At 39.3% G+C, this 16,197-nt stretch carries 19 protein-coding genes and 1 rRNA gene; 1 reads left to right on the top strand and 19 read right to left on the bottom strand.

Annotated elements, in window-relative coordinates; genetic code table 11:
* Positions 1-85: 85 nt before the first annotated feature.
* The 8 genes from ACSU6B_RS24950 to metG all read right to left on the bottom strand — a co-directional run bounded on the left by ACSU6B_RS24950 (position 86) and on the right by metG (position 7,840).
* Positions 86-271 (bottom strand): small, acid-soluble spore protein, alpha/beta type, encoded by a 186-nt coding sequence (locus tag ACSU6B_RS24950; protein WP_410889028.1) that lies wholly within the window; start codon positions 269-271, stop codon positions 86-88.
* A gap of 122 nt (positions 272-393) precedes the next feature.
* Positions 394-657, bottom strand: coding sequence for a biofilm formation stimulator Veg (gene veg, locus ACSU6B_RS24945; RefSeq protein WP_066249244.1), 264 nt, complete (start codon positions 655-657; stop codon positions 394-396).
* Between the two features lie 208 nt (positions 658-865).
* Positions 866-1,750 carry a sporulation peptidase YabG gene (gene yabG, locus ACSU6B_RS24940; RefSeq protein ID WP_215000082.1) on the bottom strand — a complete coding sequence of 295 codons (885 nt, stop codon included), beginning with the start codon at positions 1,748-1,750 and terminating at the stop codon, positions 866-868.
* A gap of 109 nt (positions 1,751-1,859) precedes the next feature.
* Positions 1,860-2,738, bottom strand: coding sequence for a 16S rRNA (adenine(1518)-N(6)/adenine(1519)-N(6))-dimethyltransferase RsmA (rsmA, locus tag ACSU6B_RS24935; protein WP_410889026.1), 879 nt, complete (start codon positions 2,736-2,738; stop codon positions 1,860-1,862).
* Complete coding sequence (gene rnmV, locus ACSU6B_RS24930) at positions 2,731-3,291, bottom strand: ribonuclease M5 (protein ID WP_215000059.1); 561 nt, start codon at positions 3,289-3,291, stop codon at positions 2,731-2,733. Before rnmV ends, rsmA begins: the two co-directional genes overlap by 8 nt.
* 211 nt (positions 3,292-3,502) lie before the next feature.
* On the bottom strand, positions 3,503-4,684 hold the full coding sequence (locus ACSU6B_RS24925; RefSeq protein WP_410889025.1) for a ubiquitin-like domain-containing protein: 1,182 nt from the start codon (positions 4,682-4,684) through the stop codon (positions 3,503-3,505).
* Positions 4,685-4,919: 235 nt separating this feature from the next.
* Complete coding sequence (locus tag ACSU6B_RS24920) at positions 4,920-5,687, bottom strand: TatD family hydrolase (protein WP_410889023.1); 768 nt, start codon at positions 5,685-5,687, stop codon at positions 4,920-4,922.
* Positions 5,688-5,872: 185 nt separating this feature from the next.
* Positions 5,873-7,840, bottom strand: a complete 1,968-nt coding sequence (gene metG, locus ACSU6B_RS24915) for a methionine--tRNA ligase (RefSeq protein ID WP_215000065.1) — start codon at positions 7,838-7,840, stop codon at positions 5,873-5,875.
* Between the two features lie 478 nt (positions 7,841-8,318).
* On the opposite strand from metG, the gene ACSU6B_RS24910 reads away from it, so the two are divergent.
* Positions 8,319-8,609 carry an AbrB/MazE/SpoVT family DNA-binding domain-containing protein gene (locus ACSU6B_RS24910; protein WP_176525588.1) on the top strand — a complete coding sequence of 97 codons (291 nt, stop codon included), beginning with the start codon at positions 8,319-8,321 and terminating at the stop codon, positions 8,607-8,609.
* A gap of 91 nt (positions 8,610-8,700) precedes the next feature.
* Here ACSU6B_RS24910 and rsmI read toward each other — a convergent pair whose 3' ends face one another.
* The 11 genes from rsmI to rrf all read right to left on the bottom strand — a co-directional run bounded on the left by rsmI (position 8,701) and on the right by rrf (position 16,137).
* Positions 8,701-9,573, bottom strand: a complete 873-nt coding sequence (gene rsmI, locus ACSU6B_RS24905) for a 16S rRNA (cytidine(1402)-2'-O)-methyltransferase (RefSeq protein ID WP_410889021.1) — start codon at positions 9,571-9,573, stop codon at positions 8,701-8,703.
* The gene (locus tag ACSU6B_RS24900; RefSeq protein ID WP_410889019.1) at positions 9,551-9,838 is read right to left on the bottom strand and encodes a GIY-YIG nuclease family protein; all 288 of its coding nucleotides are present in this window, start codon (positions 9,836-9,838) and stop codon (positions 9,551-9,553) included. The genes rsmI and ACSU6B_RS24900 overlap by 23 nt, the downstream gene beginning before the upstream one ends.
* Complete coding sequence (locus ACSU6B_RS24895; RefSeq protein ID WP_215000071.1) at positions 9,828-10,577, bottom strand: tRNA1(Val) (adenine(37)-N6)-methyltransferase; 750 nt, start codon at positions 10,575-10,577, stop codon at positions 9,828-9,830. The genes ACSU6B_RS24900 and ACSU6B_RS24895 overlap by 11 nt, the downstream gene beginning before the upstream one ends.
* A 48-nt stretch (positions 10,578-10,625) precedes the next feature.
* Complete coding sequence (gene yabA / locus ACSU6B_RS24890) at positions 10,626-10,997, bottom strand: DNA replication initiation control protein YabA (protein WP_168241447.1); 372 nt, start codon at positions 10,995-10,997, stop codon at positions 10,626-10,628.
* A gap of 13 nt (positions 10,998-11,010) precedes the next feature.
* Positions 11,011-11,838: a PSP1 domain-containing protein gene (locus ACSU6B_RS24885; RefSeq protein ID WP_088084910.1), complete on the bottom strand. Its 828-nt coding sequence runs from the start codon at positions 11,836-11,838 to the stop codon at positions 11,011-11,013.
* Positions 11,831-12,838, bottom strand: a complete 1,008-nt coding sequence (gene holB / locus ACSU6B_RS24880) for a DNA polymerase III subunit delta' (RefSeq protein ID WP_410889017.1) — start codon at positions 12,836-12,838, stop codon at positions 11,831-11,833. The genes ACSU6B_RS24885 and holB overlap by 8 nt, the downstream gene beginning before the upstream one ends.
* 46 nt (positions 12,839-12,884) lie before the next feature.
* Positions 12,885-13,214 carry a cyclic-di-AMP receptor gene (locus tag ACSU6B_RS24875; RefSeq protein ID WP_088084908.1) on the bottom strand — a complete coding sequence of 110 codons (330 nt, stop codon included), beginning with the start codon at positions 13,212-13,214 and terminating at the stop codon, positions 12,885-12,887.
* 127 nt (positions 13,215-13,341) lie between these two features.
* The gene (gene tmk, locus ACSU6B_RS24870; RefSeq protein ID WP_214717325.1) at positions 13,342-13,977 is read right to left on the bottom strand and encodes a dTMP kinase; all 636 of its coding nucleotides are present in this window, start codon (positions 13,975-13,977) and stop codon (positions 13,342-13,344) included.
* Positions 13,978-14,009: 32 nt separating this feature from the next.
* The gene (locus ACSU6B_RS24865) at positions 14,010-15,449 is read right to left on the bottom strand and encodes an aminotransferase class I/II-fold pyridoxal phosphate-dependent enzyme (RefSeq protein ID WP_410889015.1); all 1,440 of its coding nucleotides are present in this window, start codon (positions 15,447-15,449) and stop codon (positions 14,010-14,012) included.
* A gap of 144 nt (positions 15,450-15,593) precedes the next feature.
* Entirely contained in the window at positions 15,594-15,812 is a 219-nt protein-coding gene (locus ACSU6B_RS24860) for a sigma factor G inhibitor Gin (RefSeq protein ID WP_215000078.1), read from the bottom strand.
* Between the two features lie 208 nt (positions 15,813-16,020).
* Positions 16,021-16,137, bottom strand: a 5S ribosomal RNA gene (gene rrf / locus ACSU6B_RS24855).
* Between the last annotated feature and the right edge of the window lie 60 nt (positions 16,138-16,197).

The following is a 16,197-nucleotide window of genomic DNA, read 5'->3' as shown; positions in this document are numbered from 1 at the left end:
AAAGAAAGCCAGAGGAGATTGTCCTCTGGTCTCGCTGAAGTATGTGATTGATTAATATCAAAAGCGGAAGTGACTTATTTATAAGTTAAACTCTAGGACCTTGATTAGCCAAATGTTCTTGTGCAAGTTCAACGGCACGCTTAACCATATTCCCTGCATCCTTTGCCTTGATGCCGCCCCATCCTTCTTTTTGAACGACATCATAAAAGCCAAGCTCTTTCGCAAGCTCCTCTTTAAAGTGACTGGACATAATCCCTCTTCTTCTGCCCATCTAAACAACCCCCTTCATACTACAGCATTGTTAGTATGGGATAGATATAGAGTTTTCATGAAACTGTTTTAAAATAGCAAAAAGCAGTAAACAAATGTTTACTGCTGTGTATTGCTTATATTCTAATTTAAGGCTAAATGTCCTGATGCATCTTCGTAGAAAGTAATTTGAACTGTTTCTGTTAATACATCTGCATAGCTGTAAGAAACACGTTCAAATGAGTTTTCATCCTGATCTAATTCAATAACAAAAACAGATGGATAAGTCTCAGCTAAAACACCGGAACGTTCAATCGTCTTTCTGCGTCCTCCGTTGGCTTTAAGCAGTAATCTTTTCCCTAAATTTGTGTCAAGAGCCTTTTTAATATCGGCTAAGGTTTTTGGCATTCGGTCCACCTCACTGTGTAAAGTATAACACACTGACATAGTCATGTCAAACAAAAACATAAATTATATCAGTCAAACAAAAAGATTGTCAATATTTTTTATTCTACTTTTTCTTCTAAATTTCAACATTTTTATCGTTACCTTATTTGCATGGGAATATGTATCGGCTCAGAAATAAAAAAAATAAGCCTTATCGGACAGCAAAGGCTTATTCATTCTCTTCTTGGATTGGCCGATAAGGCATTCCCGTTCGTAACACTCCTCTTGTTTCAATTCCTCCAAGTCCCTTTTCACCTGTTAATGTGTTCTTTAACACGTCCCAGACATTAATTCTTTCCATAAAAGGTGTAAAACTGATTTTGGCGACAATATAGACTGGGTCGAGGGCGTGGATGTTAATTCTTGAGGGCGAACTGGCATAATTTGCCCCAGCATGAATCAATGATTCAAAGTGCGATTGACATGCTCCTGCAAAAATAACCAACTGATCTAAGTGGGGAATCTTTTTTCGTGCTTCCTTGACCGTTTGGACAAAATGTTTGGAATGGCGATATGCATTAATATCCGTCATTTTTCCTTTTGCCTTTGAATACGCGTCATGTCCTGTAATAACAAGAATATCTGGGCGATATAAATCAATCAATTCCCCTATTTTTTCTGGCATCTCTTTTTCATTACAGTGTATACCTAAAACAGGGATTCCCACTTTTTCATACAGTGTCATACATTTCTTCAAATAGGATGGATCACCATCCAGATGGAGAACCTTCCCAGGCATTTGAAAATAATTACTTGGTTTTACATATCCTCCGGTCGCTTCATATTCCTGACGGTTCTTGATTAATTCAACATCCTGTTTAAACAGCTTAAAAGACTGTTCCTCTAGCGTCCGGTATTCATTCTTCAATCTGACTCTTTGATTATCGTCGATGACGACCAAATCTTCGTATGGTGCGTCTGCCACAAGGCGAAAGTCTTCTCCGTATAGGACTGCAAATTTCTGGTCGTTTATTTTTCGAACATCTATCACGCGAAATAGAATGTCACAATTATACGAACGCCTGCCGACAATATCCATTAATTTTATATCCACTGCCGTCACTCCAATAAGACCAGCAAAAGGGCCTTTAAATAAAGTTTCTCTCATAGGCTATGCAAACCTTTGCTTTTTTGTGAAAAAAAATAGACCCTTTAAAAAGGGTCTAGTGGAAAAACGGATATAATTCTTCGCTTAAGCGGCCAAATTCCTCTAAGGAAAGGGTCTCCCCTCTTCTAGCAGGATCGATTCCGCTTGCACTTAAGGCGTGGAGGATGTCTTCTTTCTTTTGCTTTCCCTCGGGCAGCTGGCTTGTTAAGTTATTAAGCAGGGTTTTTCTTCGTTGTGCAAAGCTGGCCCTGGTCACTTGAAAAAAGAATGTTTCATCTGTAACCGTAACAGCGGGATGTTCCCTCCTGGTTAACCTGATGACGGCAGAATCCACATTCGGCTGCGGCACAAAAACCGTTTTTGGAACGATCATCACTGTTTCTGCCTCTGTATAATACTGAACAGCGATTGAAAGAGAGCCATAGTCCTTCGTCCCTGGCCGTGCAGAAATCCGGTCTGCCACCTCTTTTTGGAGCATACACACGATCCCGCGAATAGGCAAATGTTCTTCAAGAAGCTTCATGATAATCGGTGTTGTAACATAATAAGGTAAATTAGCAACCACCATGATATCGTCCATATCATTAAATTCTTCTCTAATGACTTCAGCCACATCTGCCTCTAATACATCATTATGTATAATTTTTACATTGGGATAAGGTGATAGGGTATCATTTAAGATTGGTAATAAACGTTGATCGATCTCGAAAGCGACGACCCTTTTACTTGTGCGGGCCAACTGCTCAGTAAGCGCACCAATTCCTGGTCCGATTTCAATCGCACCAGAATCTTCTGTTAAATTCGCAAAGCTAACAATCTTTTTCAAGATATTTGTATCAATTAAAAAGTTTTGGCCAAGGCTCTTTTTAAATGAAAATCCGTATTTTTTAAGAATATCTTTTGTCCTTACCGGTGTAGCTATATCTTTATTCATGTAGTTCCTCCTGACTTACAACCCTTAGTGCTTCAGAGAATTCCTGCTTACTGATTTGGAATACATTTAAGCGCTTATGAAGCTGTTTTCCATTGGTATAACCAATTTTTAAAATTTTCCCCAACATAATTCTTCTTTCTTTAGCCCCTTCACCACCGATAAGGCCAGCTGTAAGTAGGTCCTCTTGCGTTATTTCCTCTGTAAACGTTTCATGCATGGTCTGGGCATCCTTAAGCGCCTCTTGGATGGCTTCAGGACTGGCATGTTCCACACCGAGGCTTTCCCCTGCTTTTCCCATAGCTGCTTCCTTCGTTAAAAATGCGTGTTTACAACCAGGAACAGCCTCAGCGATCGTCTTTCTAATTTTTTCACCAGGAAAATCAGGATCCGTAAAAATAATTACTCCTCGGGACTGTTGAGCACGCCTTACTTTTTCAATGGTGGTTTCATTTACAGCTGAACCATTTGTTTCAATTGTATCTGCATTGATTGCCCGTTTAATCGCTGTAGTATCGTCTTTACCTTCCACAACTATAATTTCTTTAATCTTCATTTTAAAAGTGTGAGCCTCCGTAATAAAAAAAATAAAAAATGAAAAAAACTTGAAACATTTTTGTAATGTACATCGTCTATATTATTGAATCCATTCATACAATAAAGTAAAATAAAGATGAAGCATTTTATCAATATGTATTCGATGTTAGTATAAAGAAATTTATGAAAAAAGCAAAATGCAGAGGATAGGACCCTCTGCAAATTGTAAACTAATTTAAAATTTTAATCTTTACTTTTTTGCGTCCCCAGCGGTAGCAATCCTGATTAGATGGCATGAATAAATCAATGATATATCCTTTAATTGCCCCTCCTGTGTCAGCTGCTACAGCATAGCCGTAGCCTTCAACATACACCTTTGTCCCCAGCGGAATAACCCTTGGGTCAACGGCAATTACCTTCATGTTCGGGTTAGCACGGAGATTAAGTCCCGTTGCTGTTCTACCTGAACAGCCATTACAATACGCTGTATAAGCAGTTGCAGTAACGTAGAACTCCTGTCCCGACTCATCTGCACCACGTGAAACTTGTAACGATAAATCCTTCGTTCCGACAGCCACAACTTTATCTTGCTTTTCTGCAATCTTCTGCTCACTAATTAATTTTCTAGTTACTTCTTTGCCATTTTCAATTAGGACTTCATATTGTTTAGAAACGCGACCGTGCTTGCCTTCGGTAATCGTCTTTTCTTTGCCTTTTTCTAAACTTTCATCCTTTTTGGTTACTACAGCAAATTGAACAGGTTCTTCCACTACATCGGTGACTTTTTCTACTCGAATGACGTTAACAACACCATTATCTGAGATGGTTTCTGTTAATGACGGTTCAACTCGGTCTAGTGTGTTTAACTGAATTCCCTGTTGTGATAAAAAGTCAGCGACCGTAGCCGAAGTGGCCCAAACTTGTTGCTTTTTACCGCCGTCAACATATGTAAGATGAAATGCTTCTTTTATTCCAATCTTCATCTTATCTTGTATTGCCGCTTGCGGTCTTGGTGAGATTTGGTCATGTTTGCTCAAAACAATTTTCTGCTCTTTTAGGAGTTCAGCCACTGTATCAGCTGTCGTCCAGATCGTTTTTTTCTCGTTGTCCTTGACAATGTGAACCTGGTTAGCTTGCTTCCATACGACTTTCAGGTGGTCCTTCACCTTTGCATTCGCCTTAGGTTGCAAATAGTCTTGTGAGCGGGTGGATACATCCAATTCATCTAATAATTCTTTGATGGTATCTGCATGTGTTTTCACGACCTTTTGCTGATCGTTAAGAGTGATGGCAACAGTTTTCTTTGATCCTTCGTAAAAAAGAATACCAAGAGTTGTTAGCAAAACTACGAAACTAGCAAAAGCAATGGTCAATGTCTTCCGGCTCAAAGACTTGGAAAACAGGTTTTTCATGTTTTTGAATACGATGAAAAACGCCTCCTTTTCTTAGAGAGATTAATGAACCATGCTGTCGGCTGTTAATCTTTGCATACTGTGCGAAGGTATTTCTAATTATGCACAAAGTTGAGAAAATTGCAAAGATAAACTTATCGACACGGTTATCCTATGTAGAAAAGGAGACATGTAGAACTTTTTGTTATCGCTAAAATATAAGACAAGCTTCCACCAGCTTCGACAAAATCCCCTATCATTTTATGGCGAATAATTTTTTAGCATTTCGTGTCGTTGCTTCCGCCACTTCTTCGATTGTCAATCCTTTTATTTCGGCAATTTGCTCAGCTACTAATTTTACATAACTAGGCTCATTTCTTTTCCCTCGGTAGGGATGGGGAGCCAAATATGGGCAATCTGTTTCTATTAATAGTTTATCGAGTGGAATTTCAGCAGCTACTTCTTTCGGCTTTTTGGCATTTTTGAAGGTTACAGGGCCTCCAAGAGAAATATAAAAGTTCATTTTCACGCATTCCTTCGCTACTTCAGGGCTGCCGCTAAAGCAATGCATAATCCCGCCTACTTCTTCCGCTCCTTCTTCCTTTAAAATTTCCACAATATCAGCTGTTGCTTCGCGGTTATGAATCACGATTGGAAGATTAATCTTTTTAGCAAGTCTGATTTGTTTTCGAAAAACTTCCTTTTGAATATCCTTTGGAGATTTGTCCCAATGATAATCCAAGCCCATTTCACCGATGGCTACTACCTTTGGATGGGCAGTTAATTCCTCTATCCATCGTAAATCCGCCTCGGTCATGTCGATCGCATCAACGGGATGCCACCCAATGCAGGCAAAGATAAAATCATAGCTATCAGCTAATTCCATCGCCTTTAGAATGGTCTTGCGGTCAAACCCGACCACAACCATATTAGTGACTCCCTCACTTTGAGCCCTAGAGATTACTTCTTCTAAATCTTCGTTATATTGGTCATCATTTAAATGTACATGGGTATCAAATAGCATAGTTTTGCTCCTTCACCATTTTTTTCAAAAAGAATTTTATTTTTCGCTAACATTTTCTTATTCGCGTTAGAAATGCCAATATTCAACAATAACCAAGTAATAAAAAGAAATGTCTCGAAAAATGTTCCACGTGTAACATTGAAAAGCGCCTTGTGCAGGCGCTTTTCTTGTAAAGTTATTAACCTTTATTTCACCTTGGAACCATTCGGTAATGTTTGATCGACGGTTGCAAGCGAAAGTTGACCATCTTTTGAACCTGCTAGGATCATTCCCTGTGAAAGTTCACCACGAAGTTTAACTGGTTTTAGGTTGGTAATACAAATGACCTTTCGACCAACTAATTCTTCCGGCTTATAATATTGGGCAATTCCAGAAACGACCTGACGCTTTTCATACCCTAAATCAAGCTGAAGCTTAAGCAATTTATCCGCCTTTTTAATAGGCTCTGCTTGAACAACTTCGGCTACCCTCAAATCAATTTTCATAAAATCGTCAATCGCAATTTCGTCGATTTCTTCAGGTTTTTCTTCTGGCTTTACTTCTTTCTCTTCTTCAACTGCCGGAGCAGAACCCTGCATTTTCGTCTTAATAAATTCTACTTCCTCAGCAATTTCAAGTCTTGGAAATATCGGTGCATCCTTTTCTACCTTTGTTCCGCTTGGTATGACACCAAAATCAGTGAGGCTTTCCCATGTTTTAAGGCTCTCATCCTGAATACCCAACTGCGTAAAGATGGAATTCGGTGTACGTGTTAGGAATGGCTGCAGTAAAATCGCAATTCTTCGTAAGGATTCGGCCAGATGAGCCATTACACTAGCAAGTACCTCGCGATTCGCCTCATCCTTCGCTAAAGCCCATGGTTTTGTTTCATCAATATATTTATTGGTACGGCTGACTAGCAGCCAAATTGTAGATAACGCTACTGAAAACTCCATCTTCTCCATTACATCTTCGTATACATTAACTGTATCCTGGTTAACTTGCAGCAGCGATGCATCAAATTCCCCAATAGAGCCGGAATAATCAGGTATAACACCGTTGAAATATTTTTCAATCATTGCGACCGTACGATTTAAAAGATTACCTAAATCATTGGCTAGGTCGAAATTGATTCTTTCGACAAATCCTTCCGGTGTAAAGACGCCATCCGCCCCAAACGGAACTTCTCTTAATAAATAATAGCGGAGCGCATCCAGACCATAGCGATCAATTAAGGTGACAGGGTCAACCACATTCCCTTTCGATTTGGACATTTTTCCATCCTTCATCAACAGCCAGCCATGGGCAAATACCTTTTTGGGCAGTGGAATATCTAATGCCATTAGCATAATTGGCCAATAGATGGTGTGGAAACGGACAATTTCCTTACTCATTAAGTGAACATCAGCTGGCCAGTAATTTAAATATTTTGCATCATTATCTGTTCCATAACCAAGTGCCGTAATATAGTTGGAAAGGGCATCAATCCAAACATAAATAACATGCCTTGGATTCCCCGGCACCTTGATCCCCCAATCAAACGTTGTCCTTGAAACAGCAAGATCCTCCAGGCCAGGTTTGATAAAGTTATTAATCATTTCATTTTTTCGAGATTCCGGTTGGATGAAATCGGGATTTTCCTCGTAGTACTGCAAAAGACGATCTACATATTTACTCATTCTAAAAAAGTATGATTCTTCTTTAACCTTTTCCACCGGTCGGCCACAATCCGGACAATTTCCATTCGTTAGCTGACGGTCGGTATAAAAGGATTCACATGGTGTACAGTACCAGCCTTCATACTGATCGAGATAAATATCACCTTGTTCAAGCAGTCTCGCAAACATCTTTTCAACGACTTGTTTATGTCTTTCATCCGTTGTTCGGATAAAATCATCATAAGAAATATCGAGTCTTTTCCATAATTCTTTAATTCCATCGACAATTTCATCGACATACTGCTGCGGAGTAATCCCTGCTTCTTCAGCTTTCCTTTGAATTTTCTGCCCATGCTCATCCGTTCCAGTTAAGTACATAACATCATAGCCGCGCATCCGCTTATAACGGGCCATTGCATCACCTGCAACAGTTGTATAAGCATGCCCAATATGTAAATTACCGCTTGGATAGTAAATCGGTGTCGTTAGGTAAAAAGTCTTTAATTTATTCTCCATCTTAATCCCTCCGCTAGTTTGCGAGTCCAAAGCTCTATTTAACCATTATTGCCTCTTTTTTCCCGCTTCTATCCTCAAAATATACCGAAAAACCAACTTTTGTGCAAGGAGGCGCTCTTTTACCTGATTCCTTTATTTTTTCATATTTTCCTATTACACCCATAAAGGCTTCAATTCCTGCGAAGGATATATAGTTCAATCGCATCAATTTATGTTGAAGTTTGTCGAAGAAATATCGAATTGAACAGTTGTTTTATCAACAATCCAATAGCATTATTCACTGCTAAATATAGGTAATTTTTAGAAATAACGTTGTTAAATCAACGATCATCTTAATTGAATAAATTTACTAATATTTTTCAAAATAAAAATTATTGACGGATATGGGAATTTCTTGTATTATTAAGTTATGAAAATTTTGTCGAATAATGACGAATAAATAGATAGAGAAAAATAAGTGCAAATGTGAGAGGAGATCATAAAAATGAAATCTACTGGTATTGTTCGTAAAGTTGATGAGCTAGGCCGTGTGGTTATTCCAATCGAATTAAGACGTACTCTTGGTATCGCTGAAAAAGATGCTCTTGAAATTTACGTTGATGATGAGCGTATTATCTTAAAGAAATACAAGCCAAATATGACTTGCCAAGTTACAGGAGAAGTATCTGATGATAATTTAACTCTTGCTGGCGGTAAATTGATTCTTAGCCGTGAAGGTGCAGAACAGTTATTACAAGAAATCCAAAACAACTTTGAATTAGTAAAATAATAGAAAGCTCCGGCACTTCAATTAGTGCTGGAGCTTTTTTTATTTGAAATTGGAAACAAATTTTCAGCGGTGTATCCCACTTAAGCTCTATCTATTCGACATGGTAGGCCTGATACACTTCTCTTTTATTTATGTCACGATCTTTCGCTGTTAGTTTGATCGCTTCCTTCGAAGCGATATTTTTTTCTGAAATATAATGATTTACATGTTCTTCAAGCGTTAAATTGTGCCACCAGCTTGGTTCTTCCTCTTGTTGCTGATCCGTCCCCTCAACAATCAAGCAAAACTCTCCGCGGATTTCATCCTGCGTGGTCCAAGCAATTACTTCTTCGATCGATCCGCGAATAAATTCCTCATACTTTTTCGTTAACTCCCTGCAAATTGCGATCTTCCGGTTTCCGAGGACATCTGACATAACCGAAAGCGTTTCTTTAAGGCGATGTGGTGATTCATAAAAGATTAACGTAGCTGACTGCCACTTTAAGTGTTCTAACTCCGCCCGCTTTTCTTTCTTGTTTCGATTCAAAAAACCAAAAAAGTAAAAGGGCTGGCATACTAAACCGGAGGCAATTAATGATGTTAGGGCAGCATTTGCACCTGGTAACGGAACGACTGTTACCTTTTCTTCAATGGCCGCTGCGACCAGCTCATAACCTGGATCTGAAATGGCAGGCATACCCGCATCACTTACCAGCGCAATCTTTAACCCTTCCTTTACTTTTTGAATCAATTTATCGCCGCTCGTATCTTTATTGTGTTCGTGATAACTTACAACAGGTGTTCCAATTTCAAAGTAATTACAAAGCTTCTTTGTATTTCTTGTATCTTCTGCAGCGATTAAGTCTGCCTCTTTTAATAGTCGAATCGCACGGAAGCTCATATCTTCTAAATTGCCAATTGGTGTGGGAATAAGATATAAGATCCCTTTCGTAGCTTCATTCTCAAAGCTTTTTTGCTGCCACATACACATCACCTGTTTCTTTCATTAAAAATTCATCTTTTTTCTTCCTGCTTAATTGCTTAAAGAAGTATTCTGCCCTCAGCGCGTCCCCTTTATTTTCATAGCTTCTATAGTATGTAAGTTCGACCGGACCTCTGCCCCGCGTATATTTTGCCCCTTTTCCTTCATTATGAAGCTTAATCCGGCGTTCAAGATTATTCGTATATCCACCATATAAACTACCGTCCTTACAGGTAAGAACATAAAAATAGTGATCGCTATTCTCCATATAAAATCTCTCTAATTTCTGGTGTATATTCATTGTTATCATTATAAACAAATAACGGGGGAGAAATTTTTATATCCGGACTGCCATCCTTAATTGCCTCAATTAAAAGCGTATTAGCCTCTTTCCCCTTCTTCGGATAGACAAATTGAATCCGTTTGGGTTCAAGCCGATATTGTCTCATCAATGTAATGATATCCAGCAGTCGCCCCGGTCGGTGTACAAAAGCCACCTTGCCGCCTTGTTTAGCCAATTGACTTGAAGCCTTGACCGCATCCTCTAGTGTACAAAGAATTTCATGACGGGCAATCGCTAGATGTTCATTGGGATTCATCTCTTCCTTTGACGGCGTTGTAAAATACGGGGGATTGCAAGTGACGACATCAAATTGCCCATGGCCCAGCTGTTTTGGCATATCCTTGATATCACCATGAATCATTTGCAGTCGGGGTTCTAGTCCATTATATTCAATGCTTCTTACCGCCATATCGTAAAGCCGTTCCTGTATTTCAACACCAGTAATCTGGCCCTTTGTTCGTGCACTTAAAAATAAAGGGATGACACCATTCCCGCTGCAGAGGTCAATTAAGTTCCCTTTTTGAATCGGAACATATACAAATCTTGCAAGTAAAACGGCATCAAGGGAAAAGGCAAAAACAGACGGACTTTGGATAATCCTTAAGTTTTCCGCTAATAAATAATCTAACCGTTCATCTTCCTTCAAGTTAACCAAATTATCCATCCCCTAAATGTATGAAAATAGAGGCTGATTTTTGTCAGCCTCTTAAGGTTATTTCTTATTAAGAAAGGAAAGACAGAATAAACAATCGCCTTCCTTGCGTAAACTTCCAAAATGAAGGTTACAGATATGAAACCCTTCTTGATAGAGTCGGGCGAGGTTATCATATCCTTCCCCAACATCAAATGGCTTTACCCCCGGAGACTCGGGCAGGACTGCCCCCTTTTTATTCTCTGTTACCTTTTTTTCCGCTTCAGTCGTTACATCTAAACGGCGTCTCAAATGTTCATTTTCAAGCTTTAAATAATGATTCTCTTCTAGTATTTCGGCTAAATGCTGCTTTAATTCCCCCAGCTGCTGGTAAAGATGGCCAATTTGTGTTTCCATATTACTTACTGATTCAAATATTTCTTTTTTATCCACGTCTTCCACCTCGTTAATCTGTGGATTGTATAGAAAAGGCACCTTCTTTATTGATTTCCTCCAAGGTATACTCCAGAACCCGATCCTGTTCCTTTAGTTCAACCTGCAGTACCCGCTCTAATATATTTAATCCTACTACTTTTCCTCTACCCTGTGGTGTTTCAATGAATTCCCCTAAATCCGGCAGCAATGCTTTAGCAGATTCATATTCATCATTTTCATATTTTAAACAACACATCAGCCTGCCGCATAATCCAGATATTTTTGTAGGATTCAGTGAAAGGTTCTGATCCTTCGCCATTTTTATCGAAACTGGATCGAAATCCCCTAAAAAGGTCGAACAGCATAACATTCTCCCACAGGGACCGATACCACCAAGCATCTTCGCTTCATCGCGGACACCAATCTGGCGTAATTCAATTCTCGTCCTAAAAATAGCTGCTAAATCCTTCACAAGCTCACGGAAATCAACTCTTCCATCAGCCGTAAAGTAGAAGATGACTTTATTTCGATCAAATGTATATTCTACATCGACTAGTTTCATATCCAGTTGATGCTCATTCACTTTTTCATTACAAACTTCATAAGCTTCCTTTGCGGCTTGCTTATTCTCTTCAACAATCATTCGATCCTTCGGGTCGGCAATTCTCACCACTTTTTTTAGTGGAAGGACAACATCATGCTCCTCCACCTGTTTGCGAGCGATGACTGCTTTACCATACTCAACTCCACGAACTGTTTCGACAATCACAAAGTCATCTTTTTCTATAGAGAGGTCCCCTGGATCAAAATAATAGATTTTCCCCGCCTTTTTAAAGCGTACTCCTACAACATCATACAAATGAAGATCCCTCCTGCAATTTTAACACAAGCTGTTCCATCATCAGCTGAGGATTCATATTCCTCTCAAGCTTTCTTTTTGCATCAAGAATAGCTGACATTTGATCCGATATGCGCCGTCCAGATGTTTGCAGTGCAAATTGTTGCAGCCGTTCATTTTCCTCTCGAAAAACAACTTGCTCCTGCCTATCTAATTGTATATATAGTAAATCCTTAAAAATAAGAAGTAAAAGGTCTAAACCACGGTGAATTTGTTCTTTATCTTTAAAGTGTGGAAACCATTCAGTCTGAAGCGTTACCATAGCCTCCAACGGATTTTTTTTCAACACCTCATATAATTTTACCACTATTTTTTGAGCTTGTGCAAACCATTCATCGACATTTAATTTCTGTGCCTCATCCAAGCTATTGGTCAATTGAGCAAGTAACGGAGCCTTTAGCGGTTCTACGCCGTTTTCCACCAATTGTTTAATCATAACTAAAGGTGATAATGGATGAAATGTTAGTATTTGGCACCTCGAAAGGATCGTTGGTAGAATTTTCTGCGGCTGTTCTGTTAATAGAAAGGCAACTGTCCCGGGATTAGGTTCTTCTAAAAATTTCAGTAAACTATTGGATGCACTGACACTCATTTTATCTGCATGGATAAGCAAATAAACCTTTTTCAAAGATTCTAATCCCTTTTTGGAAAACTCAACCTGCAGGCTTCTGATTTGGTCAACCTTAATGGATAATCCATCCGGCTCCACAATATGAACATCAGGATGGTTGCTATGATTGATTCGACGACAATTATTGCATTCTTCACAAGGTTTATAACGATCAATGATGGACTCGCAAAATAGGGACTTCGTTAGTAACAACGCAATTTCCCGCTTACCTGTCCCTCTAATACCCTCAAGAAGGTACGCATGGGCCACTCGATTTTTCACTAAACTGTTTTTTAACATGTTTAACACAGTTGGCTGAAGCTCTTCTAGCTGTTCCCATGATTTTACCAAGCTCATCACTCTCTTACTTTATAAAATTAACCGACATTCACTAGGCTTAAAAATGCATGTATTGCTCAATTGGAAGGACAAATACGGTTGCCCCGCCAACCTCAACTTCAACGGGATATGGGACATACGAGTCTGCATTTCCACCCATCGGTGAAACAGGGGCAACTAACTGTTCTCTGGATCTGCAGTTGTCTTTAATAATTTGGAGGGCCCGGTCCACGCGAATATCCTCAGTACCAATCATAAAGGTCGTATTACCTGACTTCAGAAATCCACCTGTACTCGCTAGTTTCGTTGCCCTAAAATTGTTATCTACTAGTGCCTTTGATAACCGATTGCTATCCTGGTCCTGTACAACAGCTATGATCAGTTTCATCCGAACCACCCTCTCTTTTTTATCCCATTCTAGTTTTGTTGTTTCCTATATTATAACAGGTAACAGAGTTCCTTACATTCGTAATGGCAGGGAAGGCTACATATTTATTTTAGGATAAAAAAAAGCCTTACAGGGAAGGCTTCCTTTTTGCTAATTTTTCTACTATTATTTTTAGGGTTTCTTGAAAAACCTCTTCCACTGTGCCGGAAGCATCAATAGACTGAATTCTATCTGGAAAGCGTTCGATTAATAGATGATATCCTGTGCTAACCTTTTGGTGGAATTCCAGGTTTTCTAAATCCAATCGATTAATCTCTCTGCCTTTATTTTTGTTGATCCGCTTTAAGCCTAACTCTGGTTCGATATCAAAGTAGATGGTTAACTCAGGCATCAAATTTTCAATCGCAAATTGGTTGATTGCAAAAACTTCATCAATTCCTAACCCGCGTGCATAGCCTTGGTAAGCCAAAGAACTATCAACAAACCGGTCACACAACACGATTTTCCCCTCTGCTAAAGCTGGTTTCACCTTTTCTATCAAATGCTGCCTTCTTGCAGCAGCATAGAGTAAGGCTTCTGTCCGCGGGTCCATCGCAGTATTTTCTTTATCTAAAATCACGGCACGAATCTGTTCAGCGATATCAATCCCGCCTGGTTCTCGCGTTAGGAGTACGTTTCCAAGCTGCTGGGCTACCATGTTAATAATTGTTGACTTTCCCGCGCCATCCGGGCCCTCAAATGTTATAAATATTCCTTTATCCATTTAAATAAAACCTCCAAAACTGTATCTATCTCTTAAGCTGTGTAAAAGGTCTTTATAAGACCATCCTTTATTCGTGCGCCGCCTTGAAATCTAGCTCCTGATTTTAACAGGCTGGCGAGTTGACTGAGTTTATCTTTTGTTATCCTTTCACCCTTCATCAGCAAGGGAATACCCGGGGGGTATGGAATAATCGTTTCGGCGCATACCTCACCTACCACTGCAGTTATAACTACCTCTTTTACCATTAAATTACCCATTTCTTTAAAAGGGATCGCTAACGTTGAGATTTTTTGACTAGCCACCTCAAACACCCCTTGAGCATCATTTAAAGGTAAACCAGCTAGCGCCTTCTTAATTTTCAGGACCGCTTCTTCTAAAGGAAAGCTTTGTCCTTCTTTTAATAAAGGAAGAATAAGGAGCACATTATTTGGATCGGCTAATTCTGTATAAATGGATACCTCTTCTAATCTTCTTTGGAGCTCAAAGCCATTTAACCCTGAGCGGGACTGGATAGTTAATTTTAAAGGATCGCCGTTAACATTTGGGTATTCTAACACCCGGATTGCCGGAATTTCCGCCAACATCTCTTTAAAGCGTTGAATTTCATTCAAAAGAAAGGTTAAATCGTTTGGTTTATATGTAGCTAAATAATTTCTGGACAGGTCCAAGGATGCCATAATCGGATAGGACGGGCTGCTTGATTGGAACATGGCTAAGTATTCCTTTACCTTATTGCCATTAATCAACTGGCTATTCACATGTAAAAAGGATCCCATCGTCATCGCGGGGAGCGTCTTATGTGCTGATTGAACCACAACATCTGCACCCAATTGAAGGGCTGAGGGCGGGAAAGGAGCTCCCAGGATAAAATGTGGCCCATGTGCCTCATCCACTAACACAGGGATATCATGCAGATGTGCTTCTTTGATTATTTCTTGTAAATCATATCCCATTCCATAGTAGTTCGGATAACTCAAAATGAGTGCTTTTGCATCCGGATATAAGTTAATGGCTTCTTTAACCGTATCTATACGTATACCAGAAGGGACTTTCCACTCCTGGTCAAATTCAGGCTCGAGAAACACGGGGTCAGCTTTTGCCAAGCTAAGTCCATTTAAAACGGATTTATGGCAATTTCTTTGAACGAGAACATTTGTTCCCTCTGAACAGGATGCCATAATCATTGCTAGATTCCCTACGGTTGAGCCATTCACAAGGAAATAACTCTTTTTGGTTTGATATAGGCTAGCTAATAGTGATTCAGCCTCTAATATTGCCCCCTCTGGCGAATGCAGATCGTCTAAACCCGATAACTCCGTCACATCAATTTGTAAAATCTGCTTAAAATAGCGATTTGCTTCTGGTTGATTTATAGTACCATATTTATGTCCAGGGACATGAAAGGAAATAGGGTTCTTTTTGACATGGTCGATTAACACATCATACAAAGGTGTTTTTAATTGATTATTCATTTGTTTACTTCCTTCTAAGAGCTTCGTTTATCCAGCCTTATTAGCAGGCAAGAGCCCCCCACTGCTGGAAGTTTCACTTCATTCTAACAAAAAATCAGTGCCCAATCTCATATGAATGCAAAAAAATAAGCCCATAATGGACTTTTATGAAAAAATTTCTGGTGTGGTTATTTTTTTCAGTTGTTTGAGAAAGTATTTATATTTTGGATCCTTTGTATCTGTTTGTATTAAATCATTTTCGCATTCTGTACAAATAAATGAAGTGTATAGATGTATGCCTATTGGTTTTTGGTTTTCACAAATAACGCACGTTTCCTCATGATACTTCTGTGCTAATAATGAACTCAATCCCTCCACCTCCATACATCCATTCTACCCTTACGCGCCTATTTGTATACAATTTTTCGAATAATCTTTTCCCGTCATCTTAATTAATATATTATGTAACAATTTGCAATTGGGTGTATGTCTATTTGTAATTTCTTTGAAAACACTTCGTACTTTTTTACTATTGTCATTGTCCTTACAGATGACAAACAAAAAAACAACCTTTTCAGGTTGTCTTAGATGTGCCTGGCAACGTCCTACTCTCACAGGGACGCGTGTCCCAACTACCATCGGCGCTGAGAAGCTTAACTTCCGTGTTCGGTATGGGAACGGGTGTGACCTTCTCGCCATTGCTGCCAGACTATTTTTTTAGAGGAATCATTCCCTCAAAACTAGATAATGCAGAAGAAGTTTGTAAAAC

It is taken from the genome of Neobacillus sp. C211, from assembly GCF_051842875.1.
GTDB lineage: Bacteria > Bacillota > Bacilli > Bacillales > Cytobacillaceae > Neobacillus.
The sequence above is the reverse complement of the archived record's forward strand: the minus strand, read 5'-3'. Positions and strand labels throughout refer to the sequence as shown.

What these genes read in the sequence shown, in the direction of transcription:
- rsmI (WP_410889021.1), bottom strand. Translation starts at nt 9,573, where the DNA reads ATGTGGCAGCAAAAAAGCTTTGAGAATGAAGCTACGAAAGGGATCTTA.
- metG (WP_215000065.1), bottom strand. Translation starts at nt 7,840, where the DNA reads ATGGAGAATAAATTAAAGACTTTTTACCTAACGACACCGATTTACTAT.
- ACSU6B_RS24860 (WP_215000078.1), bottom strand. Translation starts at nt 15,812, where the DNA reads ATGGAGGTGGAGGGATTGAGTTCATTATTAGCACAGAAGTATCATGAG.
- ACSU6B_RS24920 (WP_410889023.1), bottom strand. Translation starts at nt 5,687, where the DNA reads ATGCTATTTGATACCCATGTACATTTAAATGATGACCAATATAACGAA.
- ACSU6B_RS24865 (WP_410889015.1), bottom strand. Translation starts at nt 15,449, where the DNA reads ATGAATAATCAATTAAAAACACCTTTGTATGATGTGTTAATCGACCAT.
- ACSU6B_RS24875 (WP_088084908.1), bottom strand. Translation starts at nt 13,214, where the DNA reads ATGAAACTGATCATAGCTGTTGTACAGGACCAGGATAGCAATCGGTTA.
- tmk (WP_214717325.1), bottom strand. Translation starts at nt 13,977, where the DNA reads ATGGATAAAGGAATATTTATAACATTTGAGGGCCCGGATGGCGCGGGA.
- ACSU6B_RS24900 (WP_410889019.1), bottom strand. Translation starts at nt 9,838, where the DNA reads ATGGAGAATAGCGATCACTATTTTTATGTTCTTACCTGTAAGGACGGT.
- ACSU6B_RS24925 (WP_410889025.1), bottom strand. Translation starts at nt 4,684, where the DNA reads ATGAAAAACCTGTTTTCCAAGTCTTTGAGCCGGAAGACATTGACCATT.
- rsmA (WP_410889026.1), bottom strand. Translation starts at nt 2,738, where the DNA reads ATGAATAAAGATATAGCTACACCGGTAAGGACAAAAGATATTCTTAAA.
- ACSU6B_RS24950 (WP_410889028.1), bottom strand. Translation starts at nt 271, where the DNA reads ATGGGCAGAAGAAGAGGGATTATGTCCAGTCACTTTAAAGAGGAGCTT.
- veg (WP_066249244.1), bottom strand. Translation starts at nt 657, where the DNA reads ATGCCAAAAACCTTAGCCGATATTAAAAAGGCTCTTGACACAAATTTA.
- ACSU6B_RS24895 (WP_215000071.1), bottom strand. Translation starts at nt 10,577, where the DNA reads ATGGATAATTTGGTTAACTTGAAGGAAGATGAACGGTTAGATTATTTA.
- rnmV (WP_215000059.1), bottom strand. Translation starts at nt 3,291, where the DNA reads ATGAAGATTAAAGAAATTATAGTTGTGGAAGGTAAAGACGATACTACA.